This window comes from Campylobacter sp. P0109, assembly GCF_002138755.1.
In the GTDB taxonomy this organism is placed as follows: domain Bacteria; phylum Campylobacterota; class Campylobacteria; order Campylobacterales; family Campylobacteraceae; genus Campylobacter; species Campylobacter devanensis.
Window position 1 is genome coordinate 1 of record NZ_MJKK01000007.1, and the last position, 13,572, is coordinate 13,572.

Here is a 13,572-nt window from a genome sequence, read left to right on the forward strand (position 1 = left end):
CCTAATATTTAATCTTATTTTAAGCATATCTCTTATATAATTCCAGCTCACGAATTGAGAAACACCTTAACCTTCTGAAAAGCTTGGTTAAATCATCTCTTTATCGTTTTTGTTTTTTTAATTTTTATAATGTTAAACTATCTTTTATAGTCAATCTTTGAAATCTAAACAAGTGATCGATTGAGCCAGAATCTTATTATATTATAATAGATTCAATATTTATATAACAGATATAAAGTTTTTAGATTAAAACTTCATAATAAATAGTTACTTTACTATTTTGTAAAGTATTTTTATGGAGAGTTTGATCCTGGCTCAGAGTGAACGCTGGCGGCGTGCCTAATACATGCAAGTCGAACGGACAAGTAAGAGCTTGCTCTTATAAGTTAGTGGCGCACGGGTGAGTAATGTATAGTTAATCTGCCCTATGCTGGAGGACAACAGTTAGAAATGACTGCTAATACTCCATACTCCTTCTTAACACAAGTTAAGTTGGGAAAGTTTTTTCGGCATAGGATGAGACTATATTGTATCAGCTAGTTGGTGAGGTAATGGCTCACCAAGGCTATGACGCATAACTGGTCTGAGAGGATGATCAGTCACACTGGAACTGAGACACGGTCCAGACTCCTACGGGAGGCAGCAGTAGGGAATATTGCTCAATGGGGGAAACCCTGAAGCAGCAACGCCGCGTGGAGGATGACACTTTTCGGAGCGTAAACTCCTTTTCTTAGGGAAGAAATTTGACGGTACCTAAGGAATAAGCACCGGCTAACTCCGTGCCAGCAGCCGCGGTAATACGGAGGGTGCAAGCGTTACTCGGAATCACTGGGCGTAAAGGACGCGTAGGCGGATTATCAAGTCTTTTGTGAAATCTAATGGCTTAACCATTAAACTGCTTGAGAAACTGATAATCTAGAGTGAGGGAGAGGCAGATGGAATTGGTGGTGTAGGGGTAAAATCCGTAGAGATCACCAGGAATACCCATTGCGAAGGCGATCTGCTAGAACTCAACTGACGCTAATGCGTGAAAGCGTGGGGAGCAAACAGGATTAGATACCCTGGTAGTCCACGCCCTAAACGATGTATACTAGTTGTTGCTCTGCTAGTCAGGGCAGTAATGCACCTAACGGATTAAGTATACCGCCTGGGGAGTACGGTCGCAAGATTAAAACTCAAAGGAATAGACGGGGACCCGCACAAGCGGTGGAGCATGTGGTTTAATTCGAAGATACGCGAAGAACCTTACCTGGGCTTGATATCCTAAGAACCTCTTAGAGATAAGAGGGTGCTAGCTTGCTAGAACTTAGTGACAGGTGCTGCACGGCTGTCGTCAGCTCGTGTCGTGAGATGTTCGGTTAAGTCCGGCAACGAGCGCAACCCACGTATTTAGTTGCTAACAGTTTGGCTGAGCACTCTAAATATACTGCCTTCGTAAGGAGGAGGAAGGTGTGGACGACGTCAAGTCATCATGGCCCTTATGCCCAGGGCGACACACGTGCTACAATGGCATATACAATGAGACGCAATATCGTGAGATGGAGCAAATCTATAAAATATGTCCCAGTTCGGATTGTTCTCTGCAACTCGAGAGCATGAAGCCGGAATCGCTAGTAATCGTAGATCAGCCATGCTACGGTGAATACGTTCCCGGGTCTTGTACTCACCGCCCGTCACACCATGGGAGTTGATTTCACTCGAAGTCGGAATGCTAAACTAGCTACCGCCCACAGTGGAATCAGCGACTGGGGTGAAGTCGTAACAAGGTAACCGTAGGAGAACCTGCGGTTGGATCACCTCCTTTCTAGAGTACAAAGTGATAATCTCACAATTATCGCTTAAGAGGAGTCTCAATCACACTTGTTTAGGTTTGAGAGATTGACAAAGGGGAATTAGCTCAGCTGGGAGAGCGCCTGCTTTGCACGCAGGAGGTCAGCGGTTCGATCCCGCTATTCTCCACCATAGTTTAAATTTAAAAGATGGCAATAATATAAATTTATTAATCAAAGTCTAATCAGAGAGTTTATTTTAAGCTTTCTGATTAGACTTTAGTCTAAAGTTACTTAAATTACCATTGTTAAAAGTCACAATCAAGTTTTAATATTTAAAACAATTTTACAGGACTTGTTAGAGCTTTGAATTTAGTTTAATTTCAAATATTCTATATCAAACACTGTTATCCCAATAATATAAAAGATATAGTTTATAAATATTAACTTCACAAGCTATTAAGCTTTAAAACTTACTTAATAGTAGTTAATACTTTCCGTCTTATTAAATTTAAATTCAAATATTATAAATCTAATAGCCGTATCTTTAATAAAATAAAAGAGTAGTAAAAATCTTCTTTATTTTATAGATTAGCTATCTATTTTTATCTTTAACAAGGAAGTGATGCGAATTAGAATATCAATAATCTAATTAAAAAAGGTAAGCTACTAAGAGCAAATGGTGGATGCCTTGGCTAGTAGAGGCGATGAAAGACGTGCCAGGCTGCGATAAGTCTCGGGGAGCCGTCAAGGGGCTTTGATCCGGGAATTTCTGAATGGGGCAACCCAGTATATAGTGATATATACTACCGCAATGCGGAGCGAACGTTGGGAATTGAAACATCTTAGTACCAACAGGAAAAGAAATCAAACGAGATTACGCTAGTAGCGGCGAGCGAAAGCGTAAGAGGGCAAACCACTAGCTTGCTAGTGGGGTTGTAGGACTGCAATATAGACTTAAACAATCTAATAGAATAAGTTGGAAAGCTTAAGCATAGAGGGTGATACTCCCGTATATGAAAGTGCGTTTATACTTAGCAGTATCCTGAGTAGGGCGGGACACGTGTAATCCTGTCTGAAGCTGGGTAGACCACTATCCAACCCTAAATACTACTACTAGACCGATAGTGCACAAGTACCGTGAGGGAAAGGTGAAAAGAACTGAGGTGATCAGAGTGAAATAGAACCTGAAACCATTTGCTTACAATCATTCAGAGCCCTATGATTTATCAGGGTGATGGACTGCCTTTTGCATAATGAGCCTGCGAGTTGTGGTGTCTGGCGAGGTTAAGGAAACCCGGAGCCGTAGCGAAAGCGAGTCTTAATAGGGCGTATAGTCAGATGCTGCAGACCCGAAACGATGTGATCTATCCATGAGCAGGTTGAAACTGGTGTAAGAGCCAGTGGAGGACCGAACAGACGGCCGTTGAAAAGGCTCCTGATGACTTGTGGATAGGGGTGAAAGGCCAATCAAACATCGTGATAGCTGGTTCTCTCCGAAATATATTTAGGTATAGCGTTGTGTAGTAACTTTGTGAGGTAGAGCACTGAATGGGCTAGGGCATACACCAATGTACCAAACCCTATCAAACTCCGAATGCGCAAAGTGTAATCACAGCAGTCAGGCGGCGAGTGATAAAATCCGTCGTCGAGAGGGGAACAACCCAGACTAACAGCTAAGGTCCCTAAATCTCATTTAAGTGGAAAACGATGTGGAGTTACTGAAACAACCAGGAGGTTGGCTTAGAAGCAGCCATCCTTTAAAGAAAGCGTAATAGCTCACTGGTCTAGTGATTCTGCGCGGAAAATATAACGGGGCTAAAATGAGTACCGAAGCTTTAGACTTGCACTTAATTCTAATTATAAATTTGGCTATGAGCTTTTAAGTTATATTTCTCATAATTTAATTGCACTCATATAAATTAAATTATGAGAAAATAGTTTAGCTAAAATAATTAGAAGTAATTAGAATTAAGTGCAAGTGGTAGGAGAGCGTTCTATTCAGCGTTGAAGGTATACCGGTAAGGAGTGCTGGAGCGGATAGAAGTGAGCATGCAGGCATGAGTAGCGATAAAAGGGGTGAGAATCCCCTTCGCCGTAAACCCAAGGTTTCCTACGCGATGCTCGTCATCGTAGGGTTAGTCGGGTCCTAAGCAAAGTCCGAAAGGGGTATGCGATGGAAAATTGGTTAATATTCCAATACCAATTATTATGTGCGATGGAAGGACGCTTAAAGTTAGTGGAGCTAGCGGATGGAAGTGCTAGTCTAAGGGTGTAGGTTGAGTTATAGGCAAATCCGTAACTCTCTATCCGAGACCTCAAAGGCTCTTGACGCTCTTCGGAGTAGATGGAGAATCCATGATACTATCGAGCCAAGAAAAGTTTCTAAGTTTAGTAATAATTGCCCGTACCGTAAACCGACACAGGTGGGTGGGATGAGTATTCTAAGGCGCGTGGAAGAACTCTCTTTAAGGAACTCTGCAAAATAGCACCGTATCTTCGGTATAAGGTGTGCCTAACTTTGTATTAAGATTTACTCCCAAAGCATTGAAGGTTACAACAAAGAGTCCCTCCCGACTGTTTACCATAAACACAGCACTCTGCTAACTCGTAAGAGGATGTATAGGGTGTGACGCCTGCCCGGTGCTCGAAGGTTAATTGATGGGGTTAGCATTAGCGAAGCTCTTGATCGAAGCCCGAGTAAACGGCGGCCGTAACTATAACGGTCCTAAGGTAGCGAAATTCCTTGTCGGTTAAATACCGACCTGCATGAATGGCGTAACGAGATGGGAGCTGTCTCAAAGAGGGATCCAGTGAAATTGTAGTGGAGGTGAAAATTCCTCCTACCCGCGGCAAGACGGAAAGACCCCGTGGACCTTTACTACAGCTTGACACTGCTATTTGGATAAAGATGCGCAGGATAGGTGGGAGGCTTTGATCCATAGACTCTGGTTTATGGTGAGCCATTGTTGAGATACCACTCTTCTTTATTTGGGTAGCTAACTAGCCTAAGTTATCCTTAGGTAGGACAATGTCTGGTGGGTAGTTTGACTGGGGCGGTCGCCTCCCAAAGTGTAACGGAGGCTTACAAAGGTTGGCTCAGAACGGTTGGAAATCGTTCGTAGAGTATAAAGGCATAAGCCAGCTTAACTGCGAGACGTACATGTCAAGCAGAGACGAAAGTCGGTCTTAGTGATCCGGTGGTTCTGTGTGGAAGGGCCATCGCTCAAAGGATAAAAGGTACCCCGGGGATAACAGGCTGATCTCCCCCAAGAGCTCACATCGACGGGGAGGTTTGGCACCTCGATGTCGGCTCATCGCATCCTGGGGCTGGAGCAGGTCCCAAGGGTATGGCTGTTCGCCATTTAAAGCGGTACGCGAGCTGGGTTCAGAACGTCGTGAGACAGTTCGGTCCCTATCTGCCGTGGGCGTAAGAAGATTGAGGAGAGTTGACCCTAGTACGAGAGGACCGGGTTGAACCAGCCACTGGTGTATCTGTTGTTCTGCCAAGAGCATCGCAGAGTAGCTAAGCTGGGATGTGATAAGAGCTGAAAGCATCTAAGCTCGAAGCCAACTCCAAGATGAATCTTCTTTTAAGAGCTCTAGTAGACTACTAGTTTGATAGGCTGGGTGTGTAATGGATGAGAGTCCTTTAGCTGACCAGTACTAATAGCTCGTTTGCTTATCTTATAAGCATCACTTCCTTGTTAAGGATAAAATATAATCCTTTTAGGTTTTTAAAATATTTTTAGATATTAGACTTAGTGATTTTTAGCTTTAATACTCTAAGCAGTGTTAAATAAGATATTATCTTTATTGACATGATATTTTATTTAACACTGCTCGTGGCTATACATGATTAGGAAACGCCTTGCTCCATCTCGAACCAAGAAGCTAAGCTTTTCATGGCCGATGATACTCTCCCTTACTGGGATGCTGGAAAAGTAGGTTGCTGCGAGCTTTGTTTTTATTCTTTATATCTTATATTTATTAATCTATAGTTTTAGTATTTATTTGTTTTTACCTTAATGGATGAAATGGTATAAATCGCTTTTTACTTTATATCTTTTAACTAATTTATTAATTTTTGGATATTTTATTATTATAAGTTGTTAAGCTTAGATGTTTTAGTGTTTTTATGGCTTATATTATTAATCCTTTAGGTATTCTTGTTATTGATTTGGATGGAACTTTATTAGATACTAATTATACTAATCTTATATTATATAAATATGTTTTAAGCAATAAGTTTGGAATGTCTCGCTTAATAGAGTTACTATAAAAACTTTAAACAACTGTTTGGAAAGTCCATTATCTGCAGTAGAATTACTTAAAATAAAAGAGTATAAAGAACAAATTTATTCTAAATATTTAATTTAACAAAAGTAAATTATTTACTATATTATCTAATATTAGAATTGCATAAAACAAATAGAATTATTTTATTGACTAATACTAATAAAAATAGAGCTGATGAGCTTAAAAAATTTTTATGATTTACAAAATTATTTTTCTTATATCTATTATAACTCTAGCAGAAATAAGTATTATAATTTGAGCAATAATTTAAATTTAGTTCCTAATAATCTTATTGTTTATGATGATGAAACAATGGAAATTTAAAATGCAAGAATGCGTGAAGTAAAACTATATTATCAAATTTTTATATAGGATAAAATATGCAAAAATATAATATATTTGATTTTACAATTAGTAGAAATGATTTTTATCTAAGCTATAAAAGCCTTTTATAGCTTAGATTATATTGGTAATTTACGTGTTGATTGTGACAATTTAAAAAAGAATCCTGCTAGATTTATTTATACTATTAAAGATGATTTTTGCAAACCAAAAATCAAGGTAAACTTGATAATACTTCAAATATATGTTTTAGATATATCTATACTTTTTTATCAAATATTGATTTGCTTAAATGGTCTTTTAAGTATTCATATTATGTTTGTTTGGTTTCTGAACTATATGCTAATAATGAAAAAATGCGCTTTAGAGATAGCTAGGTTTGCGTGAATAATTTAAAAGATCCTATAATAAAAGATAGTATTGATTTTTTCTTAGAGTTAAAGATGATGAGTGTTTGTATATATATTGCTTCTAAATTTGTAAATAAATAGAGTCGTGATTGCAAGCGGATTAGCATTTAGATGCGATGGTATTGCTCATAGGGCTGCTTTTTAATTTAATATGCTAACAGTTACGATTTTACTAAGCAGGATAAAAGAGATTATCCCTAAATAAAATACTGATTTGGCAAACCAAATATCTATTAATGGCGGATTGATTATTAGTAGATATTATAAAGATGCTTTAAATTTTAAAGAACAAATGAGTGGATGCGTGTAAAGGGATTTAAAATTTACTATGTGGTGATTATAAATATTATTCTTTTATATTATTTATATCGCTGAGTTTTATTTAGGATTGCTAAAATATTAAAATAAAAGCATATTAAATATATTAAGAATTGAATTTGCAAGACATATTTTTACACTAGATATTAAAATGTTTATTAATAATTATAAAAATATTGATATGTGGTAATTATCCAAATTTATCTTTATCTTTTGTTTTTTAATATTAGATATAATTTTCTAAATTAAATTTCAAAATCAAATCTAAAGGAAAAATATGCCAATTATAAATATTAAGCTTTCAGACCCAATGCCAAGTCGTCAAAAACTAGATGAAATCGCAACTAAAATTACTGATATAATGGTAAATGATCTAGGCAAAAATCCTCAAAGAGTTGTTATAAATTTTGATGAGATTAGAAGTGATGCAACATATTTTGGTGGTAAATCTGTTCAAGCTATGAAAGAGGGTAAATAATGGCTGAAAAAATAAAAGAAGCTACAGTATTTAATCAAGAAGATATTGATCGTAAAGTAATTTTAGCAGCTGGTGACATGGCTCCAGAATTTAGTCTAGAAAATAGCGATGGAGTAAGTATTAGTTTAAGAGATTTTAGAGGTAAAAATGTAGTATTATACTTCTACCCTAAAGATAATACTCCAGGATGCACAACTGAGGCGTGTGAATTTAGCGCAAATTATGATGAATTTGTAGCTAATGATACTGTGATTGTAGGAGTTAGCCCAGATAGTACTAAGAGCCATAGTGGATTTATCGCAAAGCAAAATTTAAAACATATACTACTAAGTGATATTAATAAAGATGTAGCAAGAGCGTATGGTGTGTGGCAGGTTCGTAAAAATTATGGCAAAGAGTATCTAGGCATAGTAAGAACTACATTTATCATAGATAAAGAGGGCAAAATAGCAAAAGTTTATAAAAGTGTAAAAGCAGCTGGTCATGCTGCTAAAGTCTTAGCTGATTTAATAAAGTAGCTAATTTGTTAGTTCATATATGTTGCAGCGTCGATAGTCACTATTTTATCGCTGAGTTGAAGAAATTATACCCTAATGAGCGAATTATTGGCTACTTTTATGATCCAAATATTCATCCATATAGTGAATTTTTGCTAAGATTTAAAGATGTCAAGCGTAGTTGTAAGCAGCTTGGCATAAAGGTTATTTGCGGCGAGTATGAGTATGAAGAGTGGCTAAGAGGCACTAAGGGTTTAGAAAATGAGCCAGAAAAAGGTAAACGTTGTGAATATTGCTTTGAATTTCGTGTAGGAAATAGCGCAAAAGCTGCCATAGAATTAGGGTGTAAAAAGCTTACTACAACATTGTTAATGAGTCCTAAAAAAGATTTTACACAGTTAGAAAATGCACTAAATAACGCTATAAAAGGGACAAATTTAGAATCTGTTGCTGTGGATTTAAGAAAAAATGGTGGCACCCAAAGACAGTTTGAACTAGCTAAAAGGGATAAGCTCTATCATCAAAACTACTGCGGTTGTATATATGGATTAATTAAACAACGTCAAAATGAAGAGGTGATAGACGAGCTTTGTGAACCACTTGGCGCTCAAATTCAGCCAGGTTCTATCAGTTATCGTTTAAAATTATATAAAAAGGTAAGAAAACTAGAACAAAAAGGGGTAGAATTTGATCTAATTAGACAAAAGATTTTAAACTATAGATTACATTTTGGAAGGGTAAAAATTGATACTAATGTTGTACCTAGTTATTTTATCTTTTACTCACATTTTAAGCTTAAGAGTTCTAAGTTTAATATTGAGGTTTTAAGCGAGCAAGTTAATGTAAATAAAGATGATATTAAACTAATAAGCTTAGCTAAGTTTAACTCCATTGGCGGTTTTAAATATAAAAATATAATGGAATTATTAATTAATCCCCCAAAGATAAAAAAAGAGTTAAAATTGCGTAAAATGCTAACAGGTTTAGAATTTAATCTTAGTCCAATCATTGTGCTAGATGAGATAAAAACTGGTAGATATATAATTGAAGCAAATAGCCAAATTTACCACTCTAGCATAGAGTTAGCAGTAAAAATTTAAAAAAATATATCTGAATTTAGCGAAAATTTTTAATATTATTAATAAAATTCAACTAATATTTTGCTAAATTTAGATACAATTTAGCACTTTTTATTCCGAGGTATTTAATGATAGATGTAGTTGAAATCCAAAAAATATTACCACACAGATATCCATTTTTGCTTATTGATAGAGTGTCTAAGCTAGAACCTAGCAAATTTATTAAAGGTTATAAAAATATAACAATTGCTGAGCAAGTTTTCCAAGGTCACTTTCCAGGTCATCCTATATATCCAGGCGTTATGATAATCGAAGGAATGGCGCAAGCTGGCGGTATTTTGGCTTTTAAAAGCATGGGTGAGGCTGAACAAGCTAACGCAGAAGATAAGGTAGTTTATTTTATGAGTATCGATGGGGCAAAATTTAGATCTCCGGTTCGCCCAGGCGATAAACTAGAGTACCATTTAGAGGTCTTAAAACATAAGGGAAATATTTGGGTTTTAGTTGGTAAGGCTTATGTAGATGATAAACTAGTAGCTGAAGCTGAGCTAAAGGCAATGATCGTAGATAAATAATAAGTAGAAAATATGCAAATTCATAGTACAGCAGTAGTTGAAGATGGTGCAATTTTAGGCGATGGATGCGTGATTGAACCATATGCTTTTGTTAGTTCAAAAGCAATTTTAGGTGATAATGTAACTATTAAACAAGGTGCTAGAATCATTGGTGATACCCATATTGGTAGTGGTAGTAAAATTTATAGTTATGCTATAGTAGGTGATATACCTCAAGATATTAGCCACTCTTTAGAGGATACAGGTGGGGTGAGAATTGGTACTAATGCTACAATTAGGGAGTTTGCTACAATAAATTCAGGCACCAAAAAAGGTGATGGATATACCATAATCGGCAATAATAATTTTATAATGGCTTATACGCACATAGCTCATGATTGTTGTCTTGGTGATGGAATTATTTTGGCTAATGGCGTAACTCTTGCTGGGCATGTGATAGTTGATGATTATGCTGTAATTGGTGGGCTTACCCCAGTTCATCAGTTCGTTCATATTGGTGAGAGTTGTATGATAGCTGGCGCCTCAGCACTTAGTCAAGATGTTGTACCGTTTTGCTTAGCTGAGGGTAATAGAGCCTATATTAGAAGTTTAAATTTAGTCGGAATTCGTAGAAGATTTGATAAAGATACGGTTGAGGATATTAATAGGGCTTATAAATTTCTATTTAGAAGTGGTGGAGGATTAAAAGATAGAGCCTTGGAACTTTTAGGACAAAATCCTACTATAGAAGCTAAAAAAATGTGCGAATTTATCATAAATACAAAACGAGGAATACCGCTTGATAAAGGGAGAGATTAATGGCTAGAAAGTGTAGTTTTTGCGGTGAGAGCGAAGCAAATGATAGAAAACTTTTAGCTAATGAGAGTGATAGCTCATTTATATGCGAATTTTGCGTAGATGCAGCATATAATGCAGTTCATGGTGATGAAATAGGATTAAATAGCCAACCGGCAATGGATTATAAAGATATTACGCCAAAGATCTTAAAGGGAGTTTTAGATGATTATGTAATTGGTCAAGAAAGAGCCAAAAAAGTCTTTAGCGTAGGAGTTTATAATCATTATAAAAGAATATTTAAGCAACATAGTATCGAAGATGATACCGAAATTTCAAAATCAAATATTTTGCTAATTGGCCCAACTGGAAGTGGTAAGACCTTGATGGCACAAACTTTGGCTAGATTTTTAGATGTACCAATTGCTATTTGTGATGCTACAAGTTTAACCGAGGCTGGATATGTAGGCGAAGATGTGGAAAATATCTTAACTAAGCTTTTAAATGCAGCTGGCGGAGATGTAGCTAGAGCGCAACAAGGAATTGTTTTTGTAGATGAGATTGATAAGATTGCTAGAATGGGCGAGAATCGTTCAATTACTCGTGATGTAAGCGGCGAGGGTGTTCAACAAGCCTTGTTAAAAATTATTGAAGGTAGTGTAGTAAATATTCCGCCAAAAGGTGGCAGAAAACATCCAAATCAAGAATTTATTCAAATAGATACTACTAATATTTTATTTGTGTGCGGTGGCGCATTTGATGGGCTAAAAGATATAATCGAGCGAAGATTAGGTAAGAATGTTTTAGGTTTTGGCCAAGAAAAACGAGGTAAAAGCGAGAAGACAAATTTGCTTAGTCTTGTAGAGCCTGATGATTTAGTGCATTTTGGACTTATTCCTGAGCTTATTGGTAGATTGCATGCTATTACTACTTTAAATGAAATTACGACCGAGGATATGATAAGAATATTAACTCAGCCAAAAAATGCACTTTTAAGGCAGTATGAAAAGCTTTTTGCTATTGATGGGGCTAGGCTTAAATTTGAAGATGAGGCGATTAAAGAGGTAGCAAATCAAGCTATTAAACGCAAAACCGGAGCAAGAGGCCTAAGAAGTATAATGGAAGATGTTATGATAGATATTATGTATGATCTTCCAGAACTAAATGGCTATGATGTAATAATATCAAAAAGTGTAATCGATGGCGAAGCAAAGCCGTTATTAATGAAAGTAAAATAAAAGGGGATATATGATTTTAGACCAACTAGTAGGACTTTTTTCAAGTGATATGGGTATTGATTTAGGCACGGCAAATACATTGGTTTTAATAAAAGATAAAGGTATTGTAATTAACGAACCAAGCGTCGTAGCAGTTCAAAGAGAGAAGTATGGTAAGCAAAAGATACTAGCAGTTGGACAGGATGCTAAGGAGATGGTAGGTAAGACTCCAGGTGATATAGAAGCTATTAGACCGATGAGAGATGGAGTTATAGCTGATTTTGATATGACTGAGAAAATGATTAGACACTTTATAGAAAAGACTCATAGAAGAAAGACATTTTTACGCCCTAGAATCATTATCTCAGTCCCATATGGCTTAACTCAAGTTGAGAGAAAAGCTGTAAGAGAAAGTGCGTTATCAGCTGGAGCTAGAGAGGTTTTTTTAATTGAAGAACCTATGGCTGCAGCAATTGGAGCAAATTTGCCAGTTCGTGAACCTCAAGGTAGTTTAGTAGTTGATATCGGAGGTGGTACAACTGAGATTGGCGTGGTATCTTTAGGAGGTTTGGTAATTTCTAAAAGTATTAGGACTGCAGGAGATAAGCTTGATGCAAGCATTGTAAACTATGTAAAAGAGAAATTTAATCTATTAATTGGTGAGAGAAACGGTGAAGAGATAAAAATCAAAATCGGCTCAGCGATCCAGTTACCTAAAGAGCTATCTATGGTTATAAAAGGACGAGATCAAGTAAGTGGCCTATTAAGTCGTATCGAAATTACTAGTGAAGATATTAGAGAGGCAATGAGGGAGTCTTTAAAAGAGATTGCTGATGCGTTAAAAACAGTTTTAGAAAATATGCCGCCTGATTTAGCTGGTGATATAGTTGAGCGTGGTGTCGTGTTAACCGGTGGTGGAGCGCTTATTAGGGGGCTAGATAAGTATCTATCTGATATTGTTAAGTTGCCTGTATATGTAGCTGATGAACCACTTCTTGCAGTGGCTAGAGGTACTGGTAAGGCTTTAGAAGAGATAGGACTTTTACACCAATTAATCAATGAATAAACTTAAATTCTTATTGATAGTTATCTGCTTAGGTTTTATATCATTTTACTTAAGCGATTATGCTAGAAGTGTAGTGATGAGTGGGGTTAAGCTTGCACTATCTTTATACCAAGATAGCAGGGATTTTATCATAGATACTATTAATGAACATTTTAATCAAGCCAGCGAGATAAGAGCGCTTAGAGAACAAAATATTGAATTAGAGCGCTCTGTTACGCTACTTTCAGCTTTTGCTTATAAGCTTGATGCTTTATTAAATGAACAAAACTCTACTAAATTTACACCAAATATCCAGTTGGTTCGAGCACTATCATATATGAATATTGGCGATCATGATAAGGTTTGGATTGATTTTGATAAATTTGATGAAAATAAAATCTATGGCTTAATCTCGCAAGGTAAAACTGCTGGAATCGTGATAAATAAAGATGGCAGTCCGCTTGCTCTACTACAAACCGATCCAAAGTCGACATTTTCAGTTAGTATAGGAGAGCAGCGCATAGCAGGAATTGCTACAGGAAATGGTAAGAATATTGTAGTTAAATTTATTGCTCAATGGCTAAGCCCAAAAGTCGGCGATGAGGTTTATACTAGTGGGCTTGATGGGATATTTTTTAGCGGTGTTCCAGTAGGTAAAATTACCAAAGTTTATGAAGAAGAACTATATAAAAGCGCAATTGTAGAAACTGATTTGAAAATTCAAGTCCCAAGCTATCTTTATGTTGTAACAAATCAATAGCTTTACTAT

Annotated in this window: 8 protein-coding genes, 1 tRNA gene and 3 rRNA genes; all 12 read left to right on the forward strand. The window is 36.5% G+C overall.

Annotation, left to right across the window (positions count from 1 at the left end):
- The first annotated feature begins 292 nt into the window (after nucleotides 1-292).
- Nucleotides 293-1,804 (forward strand): 16S ribosomal RNA (locus tag CIGNP109_RS07020).
- 82 nt (nucleotides 1,805-1,886) lie between these two features.
- Nucleotides 1,887-1,962: transfer RNA gene (locus CIGNP109_RS07025), tRNA-Ala, on the forward strand.
- 466 nt (nucleotides 1,963-2,428) lie between these two features.
- Nucleotides 2,429-5,459: ribosomal RNA gene (locus CIGNP109_RS07030) — 23S ribosomal RNA — on the forward strand.
- Between the two features lie 151 nt (nucleotides 5,460-5,610).
- Nucleotides 5,611-5,730 (forward strand): 5S ribosomal RNA (gene rrf / locus CIGNP109_RS07035).
- Together the 16S, 23S and 5S rRNA genes with 1 tRNA gene alongside form the textbook arrangement of a ribosomal RNA operon.
- 1,685 nt (nucleotides 5,731-7,415) lie before the next feature.
- On the forward strand, nucleotides 7,416-7,616 hold the full coding sequence (locus CIGNP109_RS07040) for a tautomerase family protein (RefSeq protein ID WP_086225534.1): 201 nt from the start codon (nucleotides 7,416-7,418) through the stop codon (nucleotides 7,614-7,616).
- Nucleotides 7,616-8,134 (forward strand): thioredoxin-dependent thiol peroxidase, encoded by a 519-nt coding sequence (gene bcp / locus CIGNP109_RS07045; protein ID WP_086228737.1) that lies wholly within the window; start codon nucleotides 7,616-7,618, stop codon nucleotides 8,132-8,134. The genes CIGNP109_RS07040 and bcp overlap by 1 nt, the downstream gene beginning before the upstream one ends.
- 5 nt (nucleotides 8,135-8,139) lie before the next feature.
- Entirely contained in the window at nucleotides 8,140-9,213 is a 1,074-nt protein-coding gene (locus CIGNP109_RS07050; RefSeq protein ID WP_086228738.1) for an epoxyqueuosine reductase QueH, read from the forward strand.
- A 107-nt stretch (nucleotides 9,214-9,320) separates the two neighbouring features.
- On the forward strand, nucleotides 9,321-9,767 hold the full coding sequence (gene fabZ / locus CIGNP109_RS07055) for a 3-hydroxyacyl-ACP dehydratase FabZ (RefSeq protein ID WP_086228739.1): 447 nt from the start codon (nucleotides 9,321-9,323) through the stop codon (nucleotides 9,765-9,767).
- 12 nt (nucleotides 9,768-9,779) lie between these two features.
- Nucleotides 9,780-10,565 carry an acyl-ACP--UDP-N-acetylglucosamine O-acyltransferase gene (lpxA, locus tag CIGNP109_RS07060; protein ID WP_086225530.1) on the forward strand — a complete coding sequence of 262 codons (786 nt, stop codon included), beginning with the start codon at nucleotides 9,780-9,782 and terminating at the stop codon, nucleotides 10,563-10,565.
- A complete protein-coding gene (gene clpX / locus CIGNP109_RS07065; RefSeq protein ID WP_086225529.1) occupies nucleotides 10,565-11,779 on the forward strand; it encodes an ATP-dependent Clp protease ATP-binding subunit ClpX in 1,215 nt (404 codons plus the stop codon). Before lpxA ends, clpX begins: the two co-directional genes overlap by 1 nt.
- A 10-nt stretch (nucleotides 11,780-11,789) precedes the next feature.
- The gene (locus CIGNP109_RS07070; RefSeq protein WP_086225528.1) at nucleotides 11,790-12,824 is read left to right on the forward strand and encodes a rod shape-determining protein; all 1,035 of its coding nucleotides are present in this window, start codon (nucleotides 11,790-11,792) and stop codon (nucleotides 12,822-12,824) included.
- A complete protein-coding gene (gene mreC, locus CIGNP109_RS07075; RefSeq protein WP_086228740.1) occupies nucleotides 12,817-13,563 on the forward strand; it encodes a rod shape-determining protein MreC in 747 nt (248 codons plus the stop codon). Before CIGNP109_RS07070 ends, mreC begins: the two co-directional genes overlap by 8 nt.
- The last annotated feature ends 9 nt before the right edge of the window (nucleotides 13,564-13,572 follow it).

What these genes read in the sequence shown, in the direction of transcription:
- CIGNP109_RS07040 (WP_086225534.1), top strand. Translation starts at nt 7,416, where the DNA reads ATGCCAATTATAAATATTAAGCTTTCAGACCCAATGCCAAGTCGTCAA.
- bcp (WP_086228737.1), top strand. Translation starts at nt 7,616, where the DNA reads ATGGCTGAAAAAATAAAAGAAGCTACAGTATTTAATCAAGAAGATATT.
- fabZ (WP_086228739.1), top strand. Translation starts at nt 9,321, where the DNA reads ATGATAGATGTAGTTGAAATCCAAAAAATATTACCACACAGATATCCA.
- lpxA (WP_086225530.1), top strand. Translation starts at nt 9,780, where the DNA reads ATGCAAATTCATAGTACAGCAGTAGTTGAAGATGGTGCAATTTTAGGC.
- clpX (WP_086225529.1), top strand. Translation starts at nt 10,565, where the DNA reads ATGGCTAGAAAGTGTAGTTTTTGCGGTGAGAGCGAAGCAAATGATAGA.
- CIGNP109_RS07070 (WP_086225528.1), top strand. Translation starts at nt 11,790, where the DNA reads ATGATTTTAGACCAACTAGTAGGACTTTTTTCAAGTGATATGGGTATT.
- mreC (WP_086228740.1), top strand. Translation starts at nt 12,817, where the DNA reads ATGAATAAACTTAAATTCTTATTGATAGTTATCTGCTTAGGTTTTATA.